Source organism: Streptomyces sp. NPDC026062 (genome assembly GCF_055568375.1).
Map to the genome: position 1 here is coordinate 65,697 of NZ_JBVHOQ010000036.1, position 24,312 is coordinate 90,008.

General features: G+C 68.5%; 20 protein-coding genes and 1 riboswitch. Of the genes, 7 read left to right on the forward strand and 13 right to left on the reverse strand.

From position 1 onward, the window contains the following. Positions 1 to 1,020 precede the first annotated feature (1,020 nt). From rsgA to ACZ4LX_RS28420, 3 genes are all read left to right on the forward strand, one after another. Entirely contained in the window at positions 1,021 to 1,995 is a 975-nt protein-coding gene (gene rsgA / locus ACZ4LX_RS28410; RefSeq protein WP_467649791.1) for a ribosome small subunit-dependent GTPase A, read from the forward strand. Positions 1,996 to 2,012: 17 nt separating this feature from the next. Then, complete coding sequence (locus ACZ4LX_RS28415; RefSeq protein ID WP_467649792.1) at positions 2,013 to 2,759, forward strand: SAM-dependent methyltransferase; 747 nt, start codon at positions 2,013 to 2,015, stop codon at positions 2,757 to 2,759. A 525-nt stretch (positions 2,760 to 3,284) separates the two neighbouring features. Beyond that, a complete protein-coding gene (locus tag ACZ4LX_RS28420) occupies positions 3,285 to 4,106 on the forward strand; it encodes a PhzF family phenazine biosynthesis protein (protein ID WP_467649793.1) in 822 nt (273 codons plus the stop codon). 109 nt (positions 4,107 to 4,215) lie between these two features. Here ACZ4LX_RS28420 and ACZ4LX_RS28425 read toward each other — a convergent pair whose 3' ends face one another. Continuing rightward, positions 4,216 to 4,995, reverse strand: coding sequence for a CPBP family intramembrane glutamic endopeptidase (locus ACZ4LX_RS28425; RefSeq protein ID WP_467649813.1), 780 nt, complete (start codon positions 4,993 to 4,995; stop codon positions 4,216 to 4,218). 185 nt (positions 4,996 to 5,180) lie between these two features. Between ACZ4LX_RS28425 and ACZ4LX_RS28430 the strand changes: the two genes are divergently transcribed. Then, positions 5,181 to 6,965 (forward strand): substrate-binding and VWA domain-containing protein, encoded by a 1,785-nt coding sequence (locus tag ACZ4LX_RS28430; RefSeq protein ID WP_467649794.1) that lies wholly within the window; start codon positions 5,181 to 5,183, stop codon positions 6,963 to 6,965. 280 nt (positions 6,966 to 7,245) lie between these two features. Here the strand turns inward: ACZ4LX_RS28430 and ACZ4LX_RS28435 are convergent, their stop codons facing one another. Beyond that, on the reverse strand, positions 7,246 to 8,751 hold the full coding sequence (locus ACZ4LX_RS28435) for a glutamate-cysteine ligase family protein (protein WP_467649795.1): 1,506 nt from the start codon (positions 8,749 to 8,751) through the stop codon (positions 7,246 to 7,248). A 480-nt stretch (positions 8,752 to 9,231) separates the two neighbouring features. Here ACZ4LX_RS28435 and ACZ4LX_RS28440 point away from each other — a divergent pair, with 480 nt between their 5' ends. Together ACZ4LX_RS28440 and ACZ4LX_RS28445 are read left to right on the forward strand one after the other, a co-directional pair. Then, positions 9,232 to 9,825: a hypothetical protein gene (locus ACZ4LX_RS28440; protein ID WP_467649796.1), complete on the forward strand. Its 594-nt coding sequence runs from the start codon at positions 9,232 to 9,234 to the stop codon at positions 9,823 to 9,825. Positions 9,826 to 10,145: 320 nt separating this feature from the next. Beyond that, positions 10,146 to 10,352, forward strand: coding sequence for a DUF5999 family protein (locus tag ACZ4LX_RS28445; protein ID WP_467649797.1), 207 nt, complete (start codon positions 10,146 to 10,148; stop codon positions 10,350 to 10,352). Positions 10,353 to 10,442: 90 nt separating this feature from the next. Here the strand turns inward: ACZ4LX_RS28445 and gcvP are convergent, their stop codons facing one another. After that, positions 10,443 to 13,328, reverse strand: a complete 2,886-nt coding sequence (gcvP, locus tag ACZ4LX_RS28450; protein ID WP_467649798.1) for an aminomethyl-transferring glycine dehydrogenase — start codon at positions 13,326 to 13,328, stop codon at positions 10,443 to 10,445. Between the two features lie 193 nt (positions 13,329 to 13,521). Then, a riboswitch (glycine riboswitch) is annotated at positions 13,522 to 13,618 on the reverse strand. A gap of 113 nt (positions 13,619 to 13,731) precedes the next feature. Between gcvP and ACZ4LX_RS28455 the strand changes: the two genes are divergently transcribed. Then, the gene (locus tag ACZ4LX_RS28455) at positions 13,732 to 14,100 is read left to right on the forward strand and encodes a PRC-barrel domain-containing protein (RefSeq protein ID WP_385286731.1); all 369 of its coding nucleotides are present in this window, start codon (positions 13,732 to 13,734) and stop codon (positions 14,098 to 14,100) included. Here the strand turns inward: ACZ4LX_RS28455 and ACZ4LX_RS28460 are convergent. The 10 genes from ACZ4LX_RS28460 to ACZ4LX_RS28505 all read right to left on the reverse strand — a co-directional run bounded on the left by ACZ4LX_RS28460 (position 14,025) and on the right by ACZ4LX_RS28505 (position 24,101). Then, on the reverse strand, positions 14,025 to 15,515 hold the full coding sequence (locus ACZ4LX_RS28460) for a DNA polymerase IV (RefSeq protein ID WP_467649799.1): 1,491 nt from the start codon (positions 15,513 to 15,515) through the stop codon (positions 14,025 to 14,027). The genes ACZ4LX_RS28455 and ACZ4LX_RS28460 overlap by 76 nt on opposite strands. Before the next feature lie 92 nt (positions 15,516 to 15,607). Next, on the reverse strand, positions 15,608 to 16,225 hold the full coding sequence (locus tag ACZ4LX_RS28465) for a MerR family transcriptional regulator (protein ID WP_467649800.1): 618 nt from the start codon (positions 16,223 to 16,225) through the stop codon (positions 15,608 to 15,610). A gap of 166 nt (positions 16,226 to 16,391) precedes the next feature. After that, positions 16,392 to 16,865 carry a bifunctional nuclease family protein gene (locus ACZ4LX_RS28470; RefSeq protein WP_467649801.1) on the reverse strand — a complete coding sequence of 158 codons (474 nt, stop codon included), beginning with the start codon at positions 16,863 to 16,865 and terminating at the stop codon, positions 16,392 to 16,394. A gap of 53 nt (positions 16,866 to 16,918) precedes the next feature. After that, on the reverse strand, positions 16,919 to 17,662 hold the full coding sequence (gene ftsR / locus ACZ4LX_RS28475) for a transcriptional regulator FtsR (RefSeq protein ID WP_467649802.1): 744 nt from the start codon (positions 17,660 to 17,662) through the stop codon (positions 16,919 to 16,921). Between the two features lie 42 nt (positions 17,663 to 17,704). Beyond that, positions 17,705 to 18,493, reverse strand: coding sequence for an FHA domain-containing protein (locus ACZ4LX_RS28480; RefSeq protein ID WP_467649803.1), 789 nt, complete (start codon positions 18,491 to 18,493; stop codon positions 17,705 to 17,707). Between the two features lie 190 nt (positions 18,494 to 18,683). Next, positions 18,684 to 19,472, reverse strand: a complete 789-nt coding sequence (locus ACZ4LX_RS28485; RefSeq protein ID WP_467649804.1) for a DUF881 domain-containing protein — start codon at positions 19,470 to 19,472, stop codon at positions 18,684 to 18,686. A 5-nt stretch (positions 19,473 to 19,477) separates the two neighbouring features. Beyond that, positions 19,478 to 19,810: a small basic family protein gene (locus ACZ4LX_RS28490; protein WP_003970459.1), complete on the reverse strand. Its 333-nt coding sequence runs from the start codon at positions 19,808 to 19,810 to the stop codon at positions 19,478 to 19,480. Further along, a complete protein-coding gene (locus ACZ4LX_RS28495) occupies positions 19,807 to 20,730 on the reverse strand; it encodes a DUF881 domain-containing protein (protein ID WP_467649805.1) in 924 nt (307 codons plus the stop codon). The genes ACZ4LX_RS28490 and ACZ4LX_RS28495 overlap by 4 nt, the downstream gene beginning before the upstream one ends. 154 nt (positions 20,731 to 20,884) lie before the next feature. Further along, positions 20,885 to 23,380 carry a sugar phosphate nucleotidyltransferase gene (locus tag ACZ4LX_RS28500; RefSeq protein ID WP_467649806.1) on the reverse strand — a complete coding sequence of 832 codons (2,496 nt, stop codon included), beginning with the start codon at positions 23,378 to 23,380 and terminating at the stop codon, positions 20,885 to 20,887. Between the two features lie 112 nt (positions 23,381 to 23,492). Next, positions 23,493 to 24,101: a CDP-alcohol phosphatidyltransferase family protein gene (locus ACZ4LX_RS28505; protein WP_467649807.1), complete on the reverse strand. Its 609-nt coding sequence runs from the start codon at positions 24,099 to 24,101 to the stop codon at positions 23,493 to 23,495. Positions 24,102 to 24,312: the final 211 nt, after the last annotated feature.

Below are 24,312 nucleotides of genomic sequence, written 5' to 3' on the forward strand. Positions count from 1 at the left end.
GTTGGTCACGCGGGACGGAGGTCGTGGTGAAGAGGAGAGCGGAAAAGGAACCCGGGGCACAGCCAGGAGGGCGGAGGCCCCGGAGACGGGACTCAGGCCGAACAGCACGCGCAGTCCGGTGAGTGCGGCGACTTGAGCGGGCCTGCCGGGCGGTGAGCGGCGGAGTTGCCCTTGCAGGCACAGCGTTCGCGGGCGGATATACGGGGGGCGGGGGCAGCGCCCTGGAGAACGACGCCGGTGCGGCGCCGCCCCTCCCGGGGGCACGGGTGATGTCGGCCTCGGCAGCCTGATGGGAACGTCGCCCACAACTCAAACCTACCTATTGATAGGCAGGTTTGCAAATAAGTCCTCACCCAGGACTCCGGTCACCAGAAGGCCGAGGCCGACGGCGCCACGGGCCGCGGCACCGGCAAGGGGCCCGGCACCCCCATCTGCCCGGCCTGCCGCCACCCTTGCCCGACACCTCCCCGCGATCGACGGTCCAGCCGGCCGGGAGTGACGCCGGGAGGGCGGCTCCCCAGAATGCCGCACCGGCGTCACTGCCCGCTCGGGCGACTTCCACCTCGGTCGCGGTACGGGGCCGGGCACCATGGCCGCAGCGACGGCGAGGCCACCTGGGCGTTCACGGTCAGCCCGAACCCGGCGGCCGCAAAGGTTTGCGGAAGATGCTACTATCCTTCCGGAAGTGGTGACCAAACCACTCATGGAGATCGGAGGAGATGCGCGATGACGGTCGTGGTGACCACCGCTGTGTGCGGTGCCCGACTCGTTCGCATCTCTCGGGTCTCGTCCTGACCTTTCCCCTGCCATCCTCCCCGCCGCGGGAGTGGTTCCGGCACGTCTGCCGTCCGGCGAGACCCCCTCTCAAGGGTCTCTTCATTGTTCCCTCAGAACGCTTCACACCCATGTGCTCCCTCCCACCCTTCGCGCGTCCCGACCCCGGCCGACTACGGCTGGGACACGGAGCGTGAGCGGTCCTTCGCCCCGTCGAGGGACGAAGGACTGGTACCGGGCCGTGTCGTGCGGGCCGAGCGTGGTCTGTGCGATGTCGTCGTCGAGACCGGCACCATCCGCGCGATGCTCCTCCCCTCAGCGGGCACCGGTGACCGGCTGACCCCGTGCACCGGCGACTGGGTTGCCGTCAGGCCGGCCGGCCCGGCGGCCTCCGCCACCGTGCTGGAGGTTCTTGAGCGCCGGACCGCCGTGGTCCGCTCCACCTCCTCACGCACCTCCCATGCCCAGGTACTGGCTACGAACGTCGACACCGTCGCGGTGACCGTCTCCCTCGCCGACCCGCTCAAGTACGGGCGGATCGAGCGCATGCTCGCCCTGGCCTGGGAGAGCGGCGCCACACCCGTGATCGTGCTCACCAAGGCCGACAGGTCCGCCGACCCCACCTCAGCAGCGTCCGAGGTGGCCGAGGTCGCCCCGGGGGTGGAGGTGGTGGTCACCAGCGCCACCACCGGCGAGGGCATGGACGTCCTGACCGCCGTCCTGTCGGGCACGGTTGTCCTGCTCGGGCCCTCGGGCGCCGGTAAGTCCACCCTCGGCAACCGCCTGCTCGGCAGGGACCTCCTGGCCACCGGCGCGGTACGCGAGGGCGATGGCAAGGGCCGGCACACGACGGCCTGGCGCGAACTGGTGCCGCTGCCCCACGGCGGAGTGCTGCTGGACACCCCGGGCCTGCGCGGCGTGGGTCTGTACGACGCCGACGACGGCCTGGAGCACACCTTCTCCGAGATCACCGAGTTGTCCCACAACTGCCGCTTCGCGGACTGCGCCCACACCACCGAGCCGGGCTGCGCCGTCCTGGCCGCCGTCCAGGACGGTCACCTCGCGCAACGACGCCTCGACAGTTACCAGCGGTTGCAGCGCGAGAACGCCTATGCCGCTTCCCGCACCGACGCGCGGCTGCGCGCCGAGCTGGAACGTCCGATGAAGCAGATCTCGCGCCAGGTGCGCGCCCTCAAGCAGTCGCCCCACTTCAAGGCATGACGAAAAGGAACACGGCCATGGACCTTCCCCGCATCTTCACCATCCGCGAGAGCAACCACCGCATCCACAACCCGCTGACCGCAGACAAGTTCGCCACCCTGGGCTCGTCGCTCCGCCTCCCCGCCGGGACCCGGGTGCTCGACCTGGCCAGCGGCTCGGGCGAAATGCTGTGCACCTGGGCCCGCGACCTGGGCTTCACGGGCACCGGAGTCGACATCAGTACGCTCTTCACCGAGCAGGCACGGGCCCGCGCCGCCGAACTCGGCGTCGCCGACCGGGTCGCGTTCCTCCATGGCGACGCAGCCGGCCACGTCGCCGACCAGCCGGTCGATCTGGCCGCCTGTGTCGGCGCCACCTGGATCGGCAACGGCGTCGCCGGCACTGTCGAACTGCTCGACCGCAGCCTCCGGCCCGGAGGAATGATGCTGATCGGTGAGCCGTTCTGGCGGCGGACCCCTCCGGACGAGGAGATCGCCAAGGCCTGTCACGCCACATCCGTCGCCGACTTCCTGGAACTCCCGCAACTGATCGAACAGTTCCAGGGGCTCGGGTACGACGTCGTGGAAATGATGCTGGCCGACCAGGACAGCTGGGACCGGTACGCCGCGGCCCAGTGGCTCAGCATGCGCCGCTGGCTCGACCGGAACCCGGACGAGGAACTCGCCCCCGAAGTACGGGAAGAACTCACTACCGAGCCCGCCCACTACGCCCGCTACGGACGTGAGTACCTCAGCTGGGGCGTCTTCGCCCTCATGAAGCGCTGACACCGCCGCCTCGTGCGGGGCCCGGACATCCCCACGCTGTTGGTCAGTTCGGGCCCCATCGCTTCGCCCCGTCGACTTGACCGGCGGGGCGAAGCACTTCGAGGAGGCCGGCCGGGGTGCGGGCCGGGGGTGTCGCGGCTCACACGTCTCGGCAGGATGCGTCCTGTCCCCGTCCCGGAGGATGCCGCGTCCTTGCCGTCACCGGCTTCGGGGCCCCACAGACGTGACCGGGTGCTTCACGCCGGGCGGCCGGTCCTCCGGGTCCCGTCGTCGCCTCACCTCGCCCCGGCCGGGTGGAAGCGCTTGACCCACGGCTTCCGCAGGATCTTCTCCTGCTCCTGCTCCGGCTCCCGGAGCCCGGCCGGTGCCTGGGCAAGAAGACACGGTCTCCGGCCGGCCCGCCGCACTCCAGCAGCCGACGGCGCGGCGATCGGCAGACGTTCTTCGCCACAGGTCCCGGACTTCCGGGCCGCCGCCCCGGAATGGCCTCGGCCCGCCCCTTCGCCACGCCTCTATCGTCGGATCATGAGGATTCGAATCGTCGACGCGTTCACCGACCGCCCCTTCTCCGGCAACCCCGCCGGCGTCCTGCTCCTGGGCCCGGAGGGCTTCCCCGATGACAGCCGGCTCCAGCAGATCGCCTCGGAGCTGAACCTCTCCGAAACCGCGTTCGCCCACCCCCTGCCGCCGGGCGGCGACGCCGACTGGGCCCTGCGCTGGTTCACCCCGACCACCGAGGTCGACATGTGCGGCCACGCCACCCTCGCCACGGCCCATGTCCTGCACACCACGTCGACCGCGAACGGCACGGTGCGTTTCGCCGCCCGGTGCGGGATCCTCACCTCGGCCACCACCTCGGACAGCTCGATCACACTCGACTTCCCCACCGCACCGCTCACCCCCGAAACCCCGCCGCAGGGACTGGCAGCCGCGCTGGGTGCGGAGCCGGTGTCCGCGCACGACACCGGTCCGCAGGTGGGTGACCTGCTGGTGGAAGTGGCCGACGAGGCGACTGTGCGGGCACTGGCACCCGACTTCGTGGCCCTGGCCGGTCTCTCCCGCCGAGGCGTCATCGCCACGGCCGCCGCCGCCGTGCCCGACCGCGGCTACGACTTCGTCTCCCGCGGCTTCTTCCCCGCCGTGGGGATCGACGAGGACCCGGTGACGGGCAGCGCCCACACCGCGCTCGCACCGTTCTGGTCGGCCCGGCTCGGTCGCGACGAGCTGACGGGCCTGCAGGCGTCCGCCCGGTCCGGCCTGGTCCGTACGTCGCTGCGCGCCGGACGCACCCTGCTGACCGGCCGAGCGGTCACCGTCGTGGACGGGGAACTGCTCGTCACCCTGTGACAAGCAGGCCGGGGAGGGGGCGGGGAACTGCTCGTCACCCTGTGCCGACGCCGGGGCAGGGGCACACAACTCCCCCGCACCCCTGCCCGGGCCCGTGCCCTCCCCGGGCTCACGGCGTGGGCAGCCAGTCCACCTTCCCGGCGAGCAGCGCGTAGCCGACGAACGCGCCGATATCGAGCAGGGCGTGCGCGGCGACCAGCGGCCCCACCCGTTGCCAGCGGCGGTACAACAGCACGAAGACGATGCCCATCACCATGTTGCCGACGAAGCCGCCGATGCCCTGGTACAGGTGGTAGGAACCGCGCAGGACCGAACTGGCAAGCAGTGCGGCCATCGGGGTCCAGCCCAACTGCCCGAGTCTGCGCAGCAGATATCCTACGACGATCACTTCCTCCACCACGGAGTTCTGGATCGCCGACAGGATCAGCACCGGGAACTTCCACCACACGTCGGGCAGCGACTCGGGAACGACGGTGAGGTTGAAACCAGTTGCCCGGGCGACCAGATAGAAGGCCAGACCCGCGCTGCCGATACCCGCCGCCACCACCGCCCCCCGCCCGAGGTCGGACCCCGGCCTGGTCCGGTCGAAGCCGATGGCCCGCAGCCCGGCCCCTTCCCGGATCAGCAGATGGGCCACCAGGGCGACAGGAACCAGCGCCGACGTGATCCCGAAGAGCTGCCAGGCGAGATCCAGCCATGGACGTCCCGGCGCATGGGAGCCGTTGAGTGTGGCCGCCTGATCCTTCAAACCCCCTGGTTTTGTCAATGATCCGACAAAACTGATCAGGGCAGACACTCCGCTGGCCCCCAGCGAGAGGGCCAGCACCAACACCGTCTCGGACCGCAAGATCCTGCGTGAGACGGTCTCTTGAGGAAAAGAATCAGCCACTCGCACCGCCTCCACCTGTACACCTGCCCTCAGTTGTGCATTCACGTCCCATGCTGCTCCTCGTCCCGCTAGGGTCTCGAATGCAGGTACGAAGATCATGCGCGACAGGCCGGGGGACGAGCACCATTGCCGATGGTCTTGTCTCCCCTTTTCCTTGTTCATCCTCAAGGAGGGGCACCACCGACATGGGACGTCACAGCTTGCCCGACGACTACGCCACGGACGGAAGCGGGGGCCATCCACCGCGCCGCCGTCGAACCGTGGCCATCGCCACCATGCTCGTTCTCGCCGTAGCCGCGGGAACGGCGGTCGCGGCACAGGGCGGCTTGCTGTCGTTCTCGAAGTCCTGCGAGGACAACGCCATACACCTGTCCATGATGACCTCACCGGACATCGCCCCTGCCGTGCGTGCCGTCGCCGACAAGGCGCGCAAGGACGATCTGAGATCCGACGGCCGTTGCCTGGACGTGGACGTGGTGGCCCGTGACTCGTACAAGGTCGCGGACGCTCTCGCGCGCGGCGCCCGCGCACCGGACTACCAGATATGGCTCCCCGACTCCGATCTCTGGCTGAACCGGGCGAAGGGCACCGGAGACGCCATTCCGATCACTCCGGGCGACTCCGTCGCCTCCTCGCCGGTGACGCTCGCCATGGTGCCCTCCGCCGCCAGGAGTCTCGGCTGGCCCGAGAAGAAGTACTCCTGGGCGGAGCTGACGGCCGCGTCCATGGAGTCCGACAAGGTACGTCTGGGCTCGGCCGACCCCGCACGCAGCGCCACGGGGCTGCTCGCGCTGACGAGCATCGGAATCTCCTCCGACAAGCTGGGCGGGGACAGCGACACCAGAGCCGCGGCCACCGCCAAGCTGCTCGCCCAGCGGATGTCGGACGGTGACGCCCAGGTTGTCGAGACGCTGCCCCAGGACAGTTCCGGCGCGGAGCAGGGCAATCCGTCACGCAACCAGGCGGTCCTCCTTTCCGAGCAGGCCGCGTTCACCCACAACGCCGAGTCGGCGGACGGCGGCAAGCTCGACCTCTTCTATCCCAAGGACGGCGCCCCGCTCCTCAACTACCCGTTCACCCTGGTCAACGAGGAGGAGCAGACTACGGACGAGAGCCGGGCGGCGCTGCGCTTCATGACGCTGCTGTCCGAGGAGGCAGCCCAGCGCACGCTGAAGGAACACGGCTTCCGGAACGTCGACGGCATGGCGGACGAGGGCCTCGTCGCCTCAGCCGGCGGCAAGTCGCCCCAGCCGTACGCCACGTCGCCCGGGGAGGCGCCCTCGGACGAGACGCTGCAGGAGACGCTCGGCATGTGGACGATCACCGTGCAGAGCGCGCGGCTCACCACCGTCGTCGACGCTTCGGGATCGATGGCCACGATCGTGCCGGGCCGCAACCAGTCCCGGATGGACGTCACCAAGGCGTCCCTGATCCAGGCGCTCAACCAGTTCACCCCGAACGACGAGATCGGCCTCTGGGAATTCGCCACCACCCTCGACGGAGAGAAGGACTACCGCAGGCTGGTGACGACCGCCCGGCTCGGCGACCCGGCCAAGGGCGGCGGCACGCACCGCGAGAAGCTGGCTGCGGCGTTCGCCGCACTGAAGCCCGTGCCCGATGGCGCCACAGGCCTGTACGACACCGCGCTGGCCGCCTTCAAGGAAGCTCAGCGCACTTACGTGAAGGGCAAGTTCAACGCTGTCGTGATCCTCACGGACGGCTCGAACCAGGATGAGAAGTCCATCTCCCGCACCGCCCTGATCGCCGAGCTGAAGAAGATCGCCGACCCGGAGCGCCCAGTTCCGCTGCTCGCCATCGCGGTCGGCCCCGACGCCGACCGGGAGGAGGTCAACGAGATAGCGAAGGTCACCGGTGGCGGCGGCTATCAGGTCAATGACCCGGCGGAAATCCAGGCAGTGATCCTTCAGGCCGTCATGACCGCCGGACAGAACGGGGGCGCTGCCGGCTAGCAGGCGCGTACGGCCGGGGGCGGGCCTCTCCCACGACGACTGCGGGAGAGGCCCGCCCGAGCTCAGGACCTGTCCGGAACAGGGTTCATCCGGGACATGGCAAGCCCGGAACCCAATACATCGGACCCGGCACGCCCGGAACCCGATACATCGGGATCCGGCACGCCCCGAGCGCGAGGCGCCCGGAACCTGCCACGCCCCGAACCCCGGACGTACGGAACACGCCCTTCCCGACCGGCGGCAGGCGACCGACCGGCAGGCCGGCCCCACAGGCTCACCCTCACCCTGCGGGAAGATCCAGCGGCCAGGTGTGCACGGGCGCACCGTCCTGCATCAGTTCGGCGTACCGCCGGGTCATGGCGGCGAGCGCCTCGGCCCGCCCCAGCCCGGCCTCCCGTGCCCGGTGGTAGGTGTCGGCCTGCCAGGACCCGCCGTTCACCCGCCGCTTGCAGCGTTCCTCGATGATTCCCAGGTAGTGGTCCCGGTCCGCGGGCTCGATGTTCCAGGCGTCGAGGCCTGCGGCGGCCAGGGGCAGCAGTTCGTCACGTACGAGCTTGACGGCCGGCACCCGGGTCAGTCCGCCGGAGCGGCCGGGCCGGGGCCAGAGCAGTTCGGCATCGATGCCCAGGCGGCAGGCGGTCTCGAAGTTCTCGGCCGCGGCAGAGAAGGGCATCCTCGTCCACACCGGACGGGGCTCCTCCGCCAGAGCCCGTACGAGTCCGTAGTACAGCGCGGTGTTGGCGATCACATCGGCGACGGTCGGCCCCGCGGGCAGCACCCGGTTCTCCACCCGCAGGTGCGGGACGCCGTCCGCCAGCCCGTACACCGGACGGTTCCACCGGTAGACCGTGCCGTTGTGCAGGACGAGCTCCTGGAGCCGGGGCACCCCGCCGCCGTCGAGAACCCGCAGCGGGTCCTCCTCGTCGCAGATGGGCAGCAGTGGAGGAAAGTAACGGATGTTCTCCTCGAAGAGCTCGTACGCCGAATCGACCCACCGCTCCCCGAACCAGGTCCTCGGCCTCACCCCCTGGTTCTGGAGTTCGGGCGGCCTGGTGTCCGTGGCCTGCTGGAAGAGAGGCGGCCTCGACTCCTGCCACAGCTCCCGGCCGAACAGGAAGGGCGAATTGGCACCCATGGCCACCTGGACCGCCGCGACGGCCTGGGCCGCGTTCCACACGTTCGCGAAGCGTTCCGGGGTCACCTGCAGATGCAGCTGCACCGAGGTGCAGGCCGCCTCGGGCGTGATCGACCCGGAGGTGCAGACGAGCCTCTCCACACCTTCGATATCCAGGCAGAAATCCTCGCCGCGCGCCGCCAGCATTTGATCGTTCAGCAGCGCGTAGCGGTCCACGTCCGAGATGTTGGACCGGACCATGTCCTCGCGTCCGAGGGTGGGAAGTATTCCGATCATCATGATCCCGGCGTCGACTTCCGCAGCCTTACGGTCGGCATATCCGAGACCGGTCCTCAGCTCTTCGGCCAACTGGTCGAGAACACGTCCTGAAAGATTGTGGGGCACTATGTTCACTTCAAGATTGAACATCCCCAGCTCCGTCTGGAAATCACCGCTCGCGATGCGTTCCAGAACCTGCCCATTCAACATCTTCGGCATACCGTCGGGACCGGCCAGATTCAGCTCGATCTCCATGCCCATGAGGTTGCGCGGCCGGTCGAACCTCCGCTCCGCCAGAAGCCTCTCCAGCCCCTCCAGGCACTGGTGGAGCTTCCTCCGGTACTTATGCCGGTCGGACAGGTCGAACGCGCCCGCAACGACCTTCTCCCCCATCGAAGTATCCCTCCTCGAGTGGGCAGCCCGCGGCCCAGGCCGCTCGCGTCACGATCGATAATGCCCAGGCGAGGAGATCCATAACGCCCCGCCGACGCCGCATACCCGCTAATCTGATGACTGAGGCCCGGGGCACATTCACTCGGCATGACGCAGAGCGCAGATTCCCCGTTCGACATGCAGGGAAAGCGTCGGCATGTTTCGGCCTACCGCAGGGCGGGAAAAACCCGAGGCGGTGGCTGCGTCGCTCGCGTCGAATCAGCATAATCTCCGCATAATTGAGTCCGGATACCGCCTTGCCCGCAATAGCTGTGACAGCTAGTGGAAACACCGCGTGAACACGCGTCGTATAAACTCCGCGGACGAGGCAGAGAGTTGACGCACCGGCCCAGTCACCGGCCCCTCTGGCCCCGCACGCCGACAGCGCCGTCTGCACCCGCCCACGCTCCACCGTGTCTCCGAAGTGAGAGGCGACCCACTATGCCGCTGCATGTTCCCCCTGCCCCCGCGCCCGCGCTGAGAAGCGTTCTCGCGGCACTCGGCTCACCGACTGCGGTCCGCGAGGCCCGCACCCCCGCCCTGCGGTCCGCCCAGGGACCTCTGAGCCCCGAACACCCGCTCCCCGTCCATGTGCTGGACCGCATGGACCCGAACGACCTCGCGCCCACCACCCGTCTCACCGGGTGGCGCTTCCTCATCCGCGGTACGGAGCGCGCCGTCGCCGTGGCGGACACGATGCTCACCCCGGACGGCTGGGCCTTCTCGCACTTCTTCGAAGGCCCGTACATCGCCTCGACCGAACTCGCCCTGCGTCAGGCGGATGCTGCGGCCACGCCGTACCAGCCGAGGCTGCTGTCCATCCCCGGGCTCTACATGCTGGCCCTCTGGCTGCACGGGGACATCGCCGCGGACGCCTCCGGCGGCTCCCCCGCACCCGCCGATCTGCTGGTACCGCTGGCTCCCGCCCCACCGGGTATCGCGGCGCACCGTCCGCACCGGGTCGCTGATCTGCTCCCCGTGATCACCACCCGTATCGCACCCGGCCCCGGCCCCCTGCTCGGCTTGCCCGCCTGATTCCGGGCTCCCCCACTTGATGGCACTGTGCCCCGCCACCGGACCGGGTGGCGGGGCACGGCGCCATCGAGTGGGGACACCCGTGCCCATCCGGACTAGCCCCATCCGGCCACCCCGAACCACCCGAATTGACAGTGCAGTTGCGTTGAACCGTCCGCGCGGGTGATGCGGCATGAGAGGAGAAGCAGTGCTGCTGCGAAATCCCTGCGGATTGACGCCCGTGGGGCAACACTGGGACCGAACCGATCGATACGGGGGCGGCAATGAACACCTCTTCAAGCCGCAGGACACTCAACTCAACGCAGCGAAAGAACCCATCCATGTGCCAGCACCAGCCACCCTGCCCGACACCCGACTCAGCCGACCGGGAGGCCGCCCGTCTGGTGGCGCACCATCCGGAGCAGGGCTGGAGCCTGCTGTGCAACGGCGTCCTGCTCTTCGAGGACACCGGTGAGCTGCTCCCGGACGGGCAGATCATCGCCCCGCACCGGCCGCTGGGCACGGGCCGGGTGGTGAAGGCGGCCTGAGCGGCCTGTACGGAAAGGGGCCGGCCCGGAGAATCTCCGCACCGGCCCCCACGCATGTCCGCGTTACGCCCTGTGTTCCGGCGTCACCGCTCAGTTGTCGTACTCCTCCAGCGGCGGGCAGGAGCAGACGAGGTTGCGGTCGCCGAAGGCACCGTCGATCCGGCGCACCGGCGGCCAGTACTTGTCGGCGGCCGAGACTCCGGCCGGGAAGACAGCCTCCTCACGGCTGTAGCCGTGCTCCCACTCCCCGCCCAGCGCGGCCGCGGTGTGCGGCGCGTTGGCGAGCGGGTTGTCGTCTGCGCTCCACTCCCCCGAGGCCACCTTCTCGATCTCGCCGCGAATGGCGATCATCGTGTCGCAGAAGCGGTCCAGTTCCGCGAGGTCCTCGCTCTCGGTCGGCTCGATCATGAGCGTCCCCGCGACGGGGAACGACATGGTCGGCGAGTGGAAGCCGTAGTCGATGAGACGCTTGGCGACGTCGTCGATGCTGACTCCGGTCGCCTTGGAGATGGGGCGCAGGTCCACGATGCACTCGTGGGCGACCAGTCCCGCCGGGCCGTTGTACAGGATCGGGTAGTGCGGCTCCAGCCGCTTGGCGACGTAGTTGGCCGCGAGTACGGCCACCTGCGTCGCACGCTTCAGGCCCTCGCCACCCATCAGGCGTACGTAGGACCAGGAGATCGGAAGGATTCCGGCCGAGCCCCACGGAGCCGCCGAGATCGGTCCGACACCGGTCTCCGGACCCGCGGCGGGCTGCAACGGGTGGTTCGGGAGGTACGGCGCCAGGTGCGCACGCACCCCGACGGGACCGACGCCGGGACCGCCGCCGCCGTGCGGGATGCAGAAGGTCTTGTGCAGGTTCAGGTGCGAGACGTCGCCGCCGAAGTGGCCCGGCTTGGCCAGGCCGACCAGAGCGTTGAGGTTGGCGCCGTCGACGTACACCTGGCCGCCGGCATCGTGCACCTCGGCACAGATGTCGGCGACGTGCTCCTCGAAGACACCGTGGGTGGACGGGTAGGTGATCATGAGCACAGCGAGCTCGTCGCGGTGCTGCGCGATCTTGGCGCGCAGGTCCTCGATGTCGACCTCGCCGTCGTCGGCGGTCTTCACCACGACGACCTTCATGCCGGCCATCACGGCACTCGCGGCGTTGGTGCCGTGTGCGGAAGAGGGGATCAGACAGACGGTCCGGCCCTCGTCGCCGTTGGCGCGGTGGTACGCACGGACGGCCAGCAGCCCCGCGAACTCGCCCTGCGAGCCGGCGTTCGGCTGGATGGAGACCGCGTCGTAGCCGGTGACCTCGGCGAGGCGTTCTTCCAGTTCACGGATGAGCGTCAGAAAGCCCTCGGCCTGATCGGCCGGTGCGAACGGGTGCAGCGCGCCGAACTCGGGCCAGGTGATCGACTCCATCTCGGCGGTCGCGTTCAGCTTCATCGTGCAGGAGCCGAGCGGGATCATGCCTCGGTCCAGCGCGTAGTCACGATCGGCGAGCTTGCGCAGGTAGCGCAGCATCGCGGTCTCGGACCGGTGCTGGTGGAAGACCGGGTGGGTCAGGAACGCGTCGGTGCGCAGCAGCCCCTCGGGCAGCGCGTCGGCGGTCGTGGCGTCCAGCGCCTCGATGTCGCCGTCGGCCCCGAAGGCGGCCCAGACGGCGGCGATCTGCGCGCGGGTGGTGGTCTCGTCGCACGCCAGCGAGACCAAGTCGCCGTCGACGAGCCGCAGGTTGACGCCACGCTCGCGGGCGTCGGCGACGACCTCGGCCGCCTTGCCGGGCACCCGGACGGTGAGCGTGTCGAAGTGGGAACCGGTCACCACGTCGACACCGGCCGCCCGCAGGCCCTCGGCCAGGATGGCCGCGTAGCGGTGGGTGCGCCGCGCGATCGTGCGCAGCCCGTCGGGGCCGTGGTAGACGGCGTACATGCCGGCCATCACGGCCAGCAGTACCTGCGCGGTGCAGATGTTGCTGGTCGCCTTCTCCCGGCGGATGTGCTGCTCACGCGTCTGCAGGGCCAGCCGGTACGCCTTGTTGCCGTCCGCGTCCACGGAGACACCGACGAGGCGGCCCGGAAGGCTGCGCGCGAACTTCTCGCGTACGGCCATGAAGCCGGCGTGCGGTCCGCCGAAGCCCATCGGGACGCCGAAGCGCTGCGTGGTGCCGACCGCGATGTCCGCGCCCAGGTCACCGGGCGAGGTGAGCAGCGTGAGCGCCAGCAGATCCGCGGCCACGGTGACGATCGCGCCGAGCTCGTGGGCCTGCTCGATGACGGGCTTGATGTCCCGTACGGCTCCGGAGGCGCCGGGGTACTGCAGCAGCACACCGAAGACGCCGCGCTCGGCGATCCCGGCCGGAATGCCGTCGCTGAGGTCGGCGACGACGACCTCGACCCCGGTCGGCTCGGCGCGGGTCTCGATGACCGCGACAGTCTGCGGCAGGGCGTCCGCGTCGACCAGGAAGACGCCCTTCTTGACCTTGCCGACACGCCGGGCCAGCGCCATGGCCTCGGCGGCGGCGGTGCCCTCGTCGAGCAGCGAGGCGCCGGAGGTGGGCAGCCCGGTGAGCTCGGCCACCATGGTCTGGAAGTTCAGAAGGGCTTCGAGGCGGCCCTGGGAGATCTCGGGCTGGTACGGCGTGTAGGCCGTGTACCAGGCCGGGTTCTCCATCACATTGCGGAGGATCACCGGCGGGGTAAAGGTGCCGTAGTAGCCGAGCCCGATCATCGGTGCCAGGACCTGGTTACGGTCGGCGAGGAGGCGCAGTTCGGCAAGGACCTCGGCCTCGGTCCGGGCGCCCGGCAGCTTCAGAGCTTCGGCGCTCTTGATCACATCGGGCACCGCGGCGGCGGTCAGCTCGTCGAGCGAGCCGTAACCGACCTGGGCGAGCATCTTCGCCTGTGCCTCGGCATCGGGACCGATGTGGCGCTGCTCGAACGGGATTCCCTGTTCGAGCTGGGAGAGCGAAGTGCGACGGGGGGTCATGATGGAGGCCTCCTGGTCTGTCACGACCTGCGAGGGGCACCACGGCGCGGGGTGCCCGAACGGCCTCCCCCTCTGTCATCTCAACCTGAGAGCTTCACCGGTGCCTGCGGGGCGCACCGGCTTTCACCGTCGGTGAGGGAGGAGTCCGGTCCGGCCGTGGCCATGCGAAACCCGCCCTGCTTTCCAGAGTGACCTCGTCCATGCGGTACGGGGGCCTGAGAGATTCCGGGGAGGATTTGCTCCTTCGGCGCCTCCGGATTCTCTCCGGAGGACTCTCCCGCACGGGGTCAGCAGCCATGGCCAGCCTACCAGCGGGGTACCTGGCGGAATTCTCGAGTGGCCAACGCCACGAATCTGCACTTCTGTAGTGCCTGTGGAGTAGCTGCGACCCAAGGGAGGGACCGTGCAGACCGACATCGATCCGCGCAGCCTGATCGGCCGCAAGGCGTTCGACCGCAAGGGCACCAAGATCGGAACCGTGGACGAGGTGTATCTCGACGACGCGACCGGTGTGCCCGAGTGGGCGGCCGTTCGCACCGGACTCTTCAGCCGGGATGCCTTCGTCCCGCTGGAGCCCAGCGAATTCGTCGAGGACACCCTGCGCATCCCCTTCGACCGTGCTCTGATCAAGGACGCACCGGACTTCGGAGTCGGCCGCCATCTCTCACCGGAACAGGAACTTCAGCTCTACCGGCACTACGGTCTGGACTCCGCACCGGGCGAGAGCGCCCCGGACCGCGACTTCGGCAGACTGGCGGGCCAGGACGAGTAGTCCGCCGGATTCCGCACGAGCGGCAGCGGATCGGCAGGCTGCAGATCCGGGTCGTCGATACGGAACGTGCGGACCCGGCCGGGCGCCGATTCCGGTTCCTCGAACCGCACCGTCACCCGACCGACCCCGCTGCCCTGCACCCAGCCATGCCCGTAGGTGTCGTGGCGGACGTCGTGCCCGGCCGGCCAGCGACGCGCGCCGAGCTGCTCGGCACTCTCCCGCACGGCTTCCTCACCCGCCTGCTCTCCCTCGCCGGCGGGCTCTGCCTCGTCCGCGGTCCCGGTCGCCTCGGCTCCCGCTCCCGTTTCGGCGGTTCCGGGGAACTCGGCGGCCGTCCGCTCGCCCGCCGCCTGGGCGAACAGGTCCTCCTGGGTGAAGTCGGCCAGCCCGGTGACACCGACGCCCAGCAACCGCACGCCCCCGGTCGTATCCACGGCCTCCAGAAGCCTCGCAGCGGCCTCTCTGACCACCGTGGGGTCGTCGGTGGGCCCGCGGAGCGTCTCGGAGCGGGTGAGGGTCGAGAAGTCGTAGCGCCGCACTTTCAGCACCACCGTGCGCCCCGACCGGCCGGCGCTCCTCAGCCGCTGTACGCAGCGGCCGGCGAGCCGCTCCACCTCGGCCCTCACCCGGACCCGGTCGTGGAGATCCGTGTCGAAGGTGTCCTCGACCGAGACCGATTTCGCGTCCCGCTCGGCGACCACGGGCCGGTCGTCGTAACCGAACGCCATGCGATGGAGCGCAGTGCCGTGCGCCTTGCCCAGGAGCCGTACGAGCTCGGCCTCGCCCGCTTCGGCCAGGTCATTGATCGTGGTCATGCCGGCGCGGCGCAGATGGTCCGCGGTGGCGGGCCCGACGCCGGGCAGCGTGCGTACCGTCATGGGCGCGAGCAGTTCCCGCTCCGTGCCCGGCTCTATCAGCAGGATTCCGTCGGGTTTCGCCTCCTCGGAGGCGATCTTCGCCAGCATCTTGGAGCCTGCGAGCCCGACGGAGCCGCTGAGCCCCGTGACCGCCTCGATCGCCCCGCGCAGCTGCTCGCCGACCCGCAGGGCCGAGGACGTGTCGTCCGCCGTCCCGCCCGCCTCCAGGTCGACGAAAGCCTCGTCGAGGCTGAGCGGCTCCACAAGGGGCGACAGACGGCCCAGCAGCTCCATGACCTGATCACTCACCGTGCGGTAGAGCGTGAAACGCGGCACCAGGTAGGCCGCGTTCGGCGCCAGCCTTCTGGCCTGAGCCATCGGCATCGCCGAGTGCACCCCGAAACGCCGCGCCTCGTACGAGGCGGTGGCGACGACCCCCCGTGGCCCGAGCCCGCCCACCACGACCGGTTTACCGCGCAGACTCGGTTTCGCCGCCTGCTCAGCAGAGGCGTAGAAGGCATCCATGTCCAGGTGCAGGATGGTGGGCGCGGCTCTCACATCAACCGATGGTGCCCTACGGCACTGACAGACGCCCTGTCGCAACGGCGGCCGCACCCCGGATTCCCGGGGTGCGGCCGCTCGTCGTCCGGTCAGCCGGCGCGGTTGCGCCGCCGTGCGAGCTCGTCGCCGGGGTTGTTGCCGATCAGTGTCTCGCCGGTGTCCACACGCTCCCCGTGCAGCTGTGACAGTGCGGCGTCCACGTCGCGCCACACCACCCCGACCGCGATGCCGAAGACTCCCTGGCCCCCTTGGAGCAGTTCGACGACCTCGGCGGGCGAGGAGCACTCGTAGACGGTGGCTCCGTCGCTCATCAGCGTCATGCGCTCAAGGTCCTGGAAGCCGCGGGCCCGTAGGTGCTGCACCGTGGTGCGGATGTTCTGAAGCGCCACCCCGGTGTCGAGGAACCGCTTCACGATCTTCAGGAGCACCACGTCCCGGAAGCTGTAGAGCCGCTGTGTGCCCGACCCATAGGCCGGGCGAACGCTCGGCTCCACGAGGCCCGTGCGGGCCCAGTAGTCGAGCTGCCGGTAGGTGATCCCGGCAGCCGCGCAAGCCGTCGGTCCCCGGTAGCCGATCTCGTCGGCCGATGTCACGCCGTCCCCCGCCACCACATCCGGCGCAACCGGTTGCCTGATGGTGTGGCCGGCTGTACTCCCCTGCTGCGGATACGGCCCACCCGCTGCCGTACCGTCGCCGCTGCTTCTCACGCCGACCTCCGTCCTTGACCTGCCCACTCGAAGGTAGGCAGTGACCCGGGGTGCGTCAACGATCGCCACACTCGGCACGCCGAGTGATAATCACCCTGAGGGTGGTTTCCCGCGACTCACAACGGGGAAAGGCTTGCCGGATGCGCTGACGGATCCCCTTGGGACGTCACTGACTGTTCGTACCGAAATCCTCCGGTGAGATCTGGTCGAGGAACTCGCGGAACTTCTCCACCTCGTCCTCCTGCTCGTCCGGAATCGCGATTCCGGCATCGTCGAGCACCCCGTCACTGCCGAAGATCGGCGTACCGGTGCGCAGGGCGAGCGCTATGGCGTCGGACGGCCGCGCGCTCACCTCGACTCCGCTGGCGAAGACCAGCTCCGCGTAGAAGACCCCTTCGCGCAGATCCGTGATCCGGACCTCGGTGAGCTCCTGGCCGACGGCCTCGAGCACATCCTTGAAGAGATCATGGGTCAGCGGTCTGGCCGGAGCCATGCCCTGCTGGGCGAAGGCGATCGCGGTCGCCTCACCAGGACCGATCCAAATGGGGAGGTACCGGTCGCCTCCCACTTCACGCAGGAGCACGATCGGTTGGTTGGAGGGCATTTCCACCCGGACACCCACAACGTCGAGCCTGTTCACACAGCAACCCTAGGACGTGCTCGGCAGGTTTGGGTAGTCGGGCCCCACCTGGATCAGTGGAGACGGATCTGCAGAGCGGCCTGGACAAGGGCCGAGTGCAGCCGTACGGAGAGCTCGGCAAGCTCCTTCGCAGTGGCCTCGGCATGCGCTCTGGTCTGCGGATTCCGATGCCGGCGCAGGGGCGCGACAACCTGCCCGATCAGCCCGGCCTCACGATCCGCGGCCGCTCGCATCGCCCGGAGATGACGTGGTTCCAGACCGAATCGCCCCAGATCCGCCACAAGCCTGGCGATGGTGACCGTCTCGGCGTCGTATCCGCCCCCTGCCGCCGGCGCGACCAGGCCGTAGGACTCCCAGGCGTCGAGGTCGCTCTCCGTGACCTCGGCAGCGGCCAGAAGCTCGGCACGGCCAATACGGGCCGCCGTGGCCCGTCCCGGCCCACCGGTCCAGCCGCCGTCGGCCAGGTCCCGCTCACCGCCCGGGGACGGCAGAGCGACCTGTTCCCCCCGGGCGAGGGCGTCCAGGTGCTCCCGGATGACCTTCAGGGGCAGATAGTGGTCCCGCTGCATCCGGAGCACCTGAGCCAGCCGCTCGACGTCGCCCGTACGGAACTTTCGGTAGCCGGACGGTGTCCGCTGCGGCTCGACGAGCCCCTCCGCCTCCAGGAAGCGGATTTTGGAGATGGTGACTTCGGGGAACTCGTCCCGTAGCTGCAGGAGTACCGTGCCGATGCTCATCGGGCGGTCGTCGGCGGGGGCGGTGCCGTGTCCGGCACCGCCCGTCGGTGTTCTCAGCATGGACCTTCCTGATGGTCCCCCCGGCGGAGCAGGGGGGACGGGTCAGATGCCGCGCTGGCTTGCGTAGAAGACCAGCCGGTATTTGCCGATCTGCACTTCGTCGCCGTTGGACAGCGCGACGGAGTCGATGCGCTCACGATTCACATAGGTGCCGTTGAGGCTGCCCACATCACCCACGGTGAAGCTGCCGTCGGGGCTCCGGCGGAACTCCACGTGACGACGCGACACCGTCACGTCGTCCAGGAAGATGTCGCCCTGCGGGTGACGGCCGGCCGTGGTCAGCTCGCTGTCCAGCAGGAAGCGGCTGCCCGAGTTGGGCCCCCGGCGCACCACCAGGAGCGCCGAACCGAGCGGCAGGGCGTCGACAGCGGCCTGAGCCTCGGGCGAGAGCGAGGGTACGGACGTCTGTCCGGTCGCCTCCGCCTCATAGGCCTCCAGGCCGGAGATGGAGATGGTCGACGTCGTCTCCGAGGCGCGCTCGGGGATTCCGCCCCGCAGCGGCGCACCGCAGTTGGAACAGAAACGGCTGGCCTCGGCGTTGCGATGCCCGCACCTCGTACAGACCGGCATGGACGAAGCCTCCTGCCTCGGGGCGAGCCCTCCACCCGTACTTGAGGTTGAGGGTTCTCCGAAACCTATGCGGCCGGGACCGGCAGGGTCAACAGACGACGCGCCGGAACCACCCGAATTGTCACCCCCCGAACCTGACACCTGATCGCGGAAGAGCGGGCGTTCGCCGCCCTGCTCCTCAGTCTGGCCATGACGCGGCGCACGATGGCGTGCGGCTTCATCGCGAGCGCTCTTGCCGAACAACTTCCCAAACAACTTCACGGGCGATTCCCCTTGACCGAAACAGACCCGCCCGTGGGGCAGGACGAACCCTGAATGAACACACCTGCCGACCCGGACATCTTCACAACGTCCGTGGCCACTCGACAGTTTCCACCACGCACCACCATTACGATGCGGCGACCCCCCGCAACCTCCAGCCCATGTCCCCCCACGCCCACGCGTCCCGCCTTCACCGGGCCGACGACCGAGAGTAGTCAGGCCGCTCCGCCGGTCGCAAGGCGTCGATGACGATGTCGTCCGACTGCGCCACATGCACGGCGGCCTGCTCCTTCTCCAGTGTCTGCACCACACCGCCGGGGATGTTCAGCGCCGGTTCCAGGTCCTGCGGCTTGCCGATGACCTTGAAGACGTAGGGAGCGGAGATCTTGTGGTCGTCGACCTCGACGGCTCCGCCGTCCCCGGAAAAGTACGTATTGGCCACTACACGCACGCCATTGACCTCGATCGCCTCGGCTCCGGCCGCCCGGAGTTCCTGAAGCGCGTCGAGCAGCATGTCGGCCTGTACCGCGTCACCGGGGTCGTTGACGGTGAGCGTGATTCCGGGCCCGTGCACCGCCACGGTACCCGCGAGGATGCCGAGTTGGCGTTCCTTCTCCACTGTCTGCTTCCGCGCCTCTTCTGCCTGGTCGGAACTGTTCTCCAGCTCCGTGCGCTGGTCGACGAGGCGTTGCTTCTCGTCCTCCAGCCGCTGTGTGCGGTCGTCCACCTCGTCAAGGATGCGGACCAGATCCTCCTGACGGGCGCCGCGCAGGGCGCTGTTGTCGCTGTTCGACCGCACCTGGATGGCCAGGCCCAGGCCGAGCACGAACAGCAGCACCGCGACGATGAGTTGGGCACGGGTGACCCGGGGCGGCCAGATTCCGGCAATCAGCCGCTGGCGCCCGGTCAGTTCTCCGGGAGCCCTGTCGGCCCGCTCGCCGGGATCTTCGCGGTCGCTGTTGAATGCGTCGTTGCTCATCGGCGTCAGGCCCGGAAGACGTGCCGGCGGATCGCGGCCGCGTTGGAGAAGATCCGGATACCGAGGACGACTACCACACCGGTGGAGAGCTGCGCTCCGACGCCCAGCTTGTCTCCCAGGAACACGATCAGTGCGGCCACGACCACGTTCGAGAGGAACGAGACCACGAATACCTTGTCGACGAAGATGCCGTCGAGCATGGCCCGCAGACCTCCGAAGACGGCGTCCAGAGCCGCCACGACCGCGATCGGGAGGTAGGGCTCGACCACCGCCGGCACTTCGGGCCGGACCAACAGTCCGACCACGACTCCCACGACGAGGCCCAGTACGGCGATCACGATGTGCCCTTCCCTGTGTCTGCCGCACCACTGCCGGTGTCTGCGGCCTTATAAGGCTCTGCTGTCCGTACGGTCAGGCTGGGGGCCGCCGGGAGGCTCACCTTGTCCTGGACGGAGATGCTGGTCCGGATATCGAAGGTGTCCTTGAGCGCCTGCAGGTACTGGCCATCGGCACTGTCCTGGAAGGCCGCGCCGAGCTTCTTCCCGTCCCCCACCGCGAGCACCGTGTACGGCGGCACCAGCGGCTTGTTGTCGACCAGTATGGCGTCGCCCGCGGCGCGGATCGCCGACAGGGCGGTCAGCCGCTGTCCGTTGATGGAGATCGCCTCGGCACCGGACTGCCACAGGCCGTTGACGACCCGCTGCATGTCCCGGTCGCGGACCCGCCCCGTGTCGGAGAACCCGCTGCTTTCACGCGGCCCCCCACCGCCCTGGTCGGTGTCCTTCGCATCATCGACGACGAGCTTCACCCCTGGGCCCTGCACCGGCGTCGCCCCCGAGAGCAGAGCCACCAGTTCGGCCTGGTCGCCGCCGTGTTCTTCCAGCGCCTTGCGCTGACGAGTGCCCACGTCGTCGCGGATCTCCTCCACCTGCGCCTCAAGGGTGTCGGCCGCGGACGTCTCCGCGTCGATCCGGTCGATGAGCTCCTCGCGCTCCTTGGCCAGGACCGGTGCGGCCACCCGCGCCTGCGCGGCACCGAGCGTCACGACAAGCGCCGCAAGCACCAGGCATGCCGCGAAGCCGAGCTTGGCCTTGAGGGTGCGGGGCATTCCCGTACGCCCGTCGGCCTTGCGACGCGCCGCCGCCTCGGCATAACCGTCGTCGAGACTGTGATCCATCACGTTGGTCAGCAGCGACATGGACGCGTCGGGACGCGGGGGCGGCGAGGCGCTACTCCGATCGGGGGGCTGCTGCGACATGCCGCACATCGTCGCATGTCGCAGGGGCTACCGCCGAATGGCCCCACCGATGCCTGGGACATGTGGGCGCGGCTTCCCCTGCCGCAGCTCCGGATCCAGGCCGGACCCCAGGTGCCGGGACGGTGTCACTCGCCCGCCCCGGCGCCCGGTCACGTCATTGACCCGCGCTGTCGACGATCGCGGACCATTCGTCCAGAAGCGCCTGGGCGGAGGCGTCGTCGGGTCCTTCGGCCCACAGATGGGTGACCGCTTCGGCCGGGTCCGGCAGCACCATCACCCAGCGGCCGTCCGCCTCGACGACCCGTACACCGTCCGTCGTGTCCACGTCGCGGTCTCCCGCCGCCTCCACCACGCGACGCATCACCAGTCCCTTGACGGCCCACGGGGTCGCCAGATCACGCCGCAGCACATGCGCGCGCGGGATGCGTGCGTCGATCTGGCTGAGTGTGAGCTGCGTTCTTGCCACCAGGCCGATGAGCCGCACGAACGCGGCAGAGCCGTCGAAGACGCTGCTGAACTCGGGAACGATGAACCCGCCACGTCCGTCACCACCGAAAATGGTGCCTTCCTCGCGGCCCACCCGTGTCAGGTCGTCGGGCGACGTCATCGTCCACTCGACCTGGGTCCCGTGGTACGCCGCCACCTGCTCGGCGACGCGGGTAGTGGTCACGGGCAGCGCCACCCGGCCGCTACGACGCTCCGCGGCCACCAGGTCGAGCATGACCAGCAGGGCCCGGTCGTCCTCCACGATCCTGCCTCGCTCGTCGACCAGTGAAAGCCGTTCACCGACCGGGTCGAAACGTACGCCGAACGCAGCCCTCGCCGACGAGACGATCTCCCCGAGCCGAACCAGACCTGAGCGGCGCGTCTCGGCAGACTCCGTCGGCCGGGATTCGTCGAGGCCGGGATTGATGGTCAGCGCATCGACACCGAGCCGTCCCAACAGGCTGGGGAGCACCAGTCCCGCACTGCCGTTGGAGGCGTCGACCACCACTTTGAGTCCGGCGTCGGAGATCCCTGCGGTGTCCACGTTCCGCAGCAGGGAGCCCGTGTACGAGTCGAAGACGCTGGACGGGAAGTGAAGGTCCCCGATCTCACCGGGGAAGGCACGGCGGTACTCCTGCCGGGCATAGACCCGGTCCAGCTTGCGCTGCCGCGCCTGGGAGAGGTCCGCTCCCCGCTCGTCGAAGAACATGATGTCGACGGAGTCGGGAACACCCGGCGAGGTACGGATCATGATGCCGCCGGCGCTACCGCGTGCGGTCTGCTGGCGAGCCACCGGCAGTGGAACGTTCTCGAGGTCGCGAACGTCGATGGCGCTGGCCTGAAGGGCCGAAATGACCGCCCGTTTCAGTGCCCGGGCGCCTCGGGAGTGGTCACGCGCGGTGGTGACCGTGGAGCCCTTCTTCAGGGTCGTCGCATAGGCACCGGCCAGCCTGACAGCCAGTTCCGGCGTGATCTCGACGTTCAGGATCCCTGACACACCTCGTGCGCCGAAGAGATGTGCCTGACCTCGCGACTCCCAGATCACCGAGGTGTTGACGAACGCGCCGGCCTCGATGGTCTTGAACGGGTAGACGCGGACATTGCCCTGGATAATCGATTCCTCGCCGACAAGGCATTCATCCCCGATGACCGCCCCGTCCTCGATCCGGGCAGCGCGCATGATGTCGGTGTTCTTGCCGACCACACAGCCGCGCAGGTTGCTGTGATCACCGATGTACACGTTGTCGTGCACCACAGCCTTGTGAAGGAAAGCCCCGCTCTTCACGACGACGTTCGATCCGATGACGGTGTGCTCCCGGATCTCCACACCGGCCTCGACCTTGGCGTAGTCACCGATGTACAAAGGCCCGCGCAGCACCGCTTCGGGGTGCACGTCCGCACCCTCTGCCACCCATATACCGGGGGAGATCTCGAAGCCGTCGATCTCGACGTCGACCTTGCGCTCCAGCACGTCGGCCTGGGCCTTCACATAGCTCTCGTGCGTACCGACGTCCTCCCAGTAGCCCTCGGCGACATAGCCGTAGATCGGCTTGCCCTCCTTCATGAGCTGTGGAAAGACATCACCGGACCAGTCCACGGAGACATCGGCCTCGACGTAGTCGAACACCTCGGGCTCCATAACATAGATGCCTGTGTTCACGGTGTCCGAGAAGACCTGCCCCCAGGTTGGCTTCTCCAGGAAGCGTTCGACCTGGCCCGCCTCGTCCACGATGGTGATCCCGAATTCAAGGGGATTCGGAACGCGCGTGAGACAGACCGTGACCAGTCCGCCCTTTTCCTTGTGGAACGCGATGAGGTCGGTGAGGTCGAAGTCGGTGAGCGCGTCACCGGAAATCACGAGAAACGTGTCGTCCTTCAATGCCTCTTCGGCATTCTTCACACTGCCCGCGGTGCCGAGAGGTTTTTCCTCGTTCGCGTAGCTGAGCTCCATCCCGAGCTCTTCGCCGTCTCCGAAGTAGTTCTTCACGAGCGAAGCAAGGAACTGGACGGTCACCACCGTCTCATTGAGCCCGTGCCGCTTGAGCAGACGTAGCACATGCTCCATGATCGGCCGATTGGCTACGGGCAGGAGTGGCTTGGGCATGCTTGAGGTCATGGGGCGAAGGCGAGTGCCTTCACCACCTGCCATCACGACGGCCTTCATGTCGGAACGTCCTCCTTGAAGAGACGACGGTCTAGCCGACTTCGCCCGTCAGGGCAGCTTCTGTGTCATCAGCCGCGGGCCGGCCACGTTGCGCGGCACCGCATGAACGAGCTCAATCGGCTACTGCATCCGCCTTGACCAGCCGGCGGACCTGAACCACGTAGAGGATCCCTGCCCACCAGTAGAGCGTTGTACCCCATCCTGCGAACGCCCATCCGAAAACAGTGGCCACCGATGCCAGCCAACCACCTCCGTCGCTGAGCAGCAACAAGGGGAATGCGTACATCAGGTTGAAGGTAGCCGCCTTGCCCAGGAAGTTCACCTGCGGCGGCGGATATCCGTGACGACGGAGGATTCCCACCATCACAAGAAGCATCAGCTCGCGTGCAAGGAGCGCGGCGGTGAGCCAGAGTGGAAGGATCTCCCGCCAAGTCAGACCGACAAGCGTGGAAAGAATGTAGAGACGGTCGGCAGCAGGGTCAAGCAGCCGTCCGAGGCTACTGATCTGGTTCCATCGGCGCGCGAGCTTACCGTCGAGGTAGTCGCTCACGCCGCTGAACATCAGTACCAGCAGCGCCCAGCCATCACTCTGGGGCCCGCCGAACTCAGGACGGAGAATCAGCCACAGGAAGACAGGCACGCCAACGAGGCGAGCCATACTGAGGATGTTGGGGATGGTGAGGACCCGGTCCGTCTGAACTCGAGTCTCCTGGACCTCCACCCGGGGGCCTCCTGTGAATGAACGTGCCAATGATGCCCCCTGACCTTACCCTCAGCCATGGCCGGCAGATACACAGGGGTGCTGGGAACACCACGTGAACGCAGAAGAGCCCCGTTCCACAAGGGCACGGGGCTTTTCCACAATGATTGTTCGGCGGCGTCCTACTCTCCCACAGGGTCCCCCCTGCAGTACCATCGGCGCTGAAAGGCTT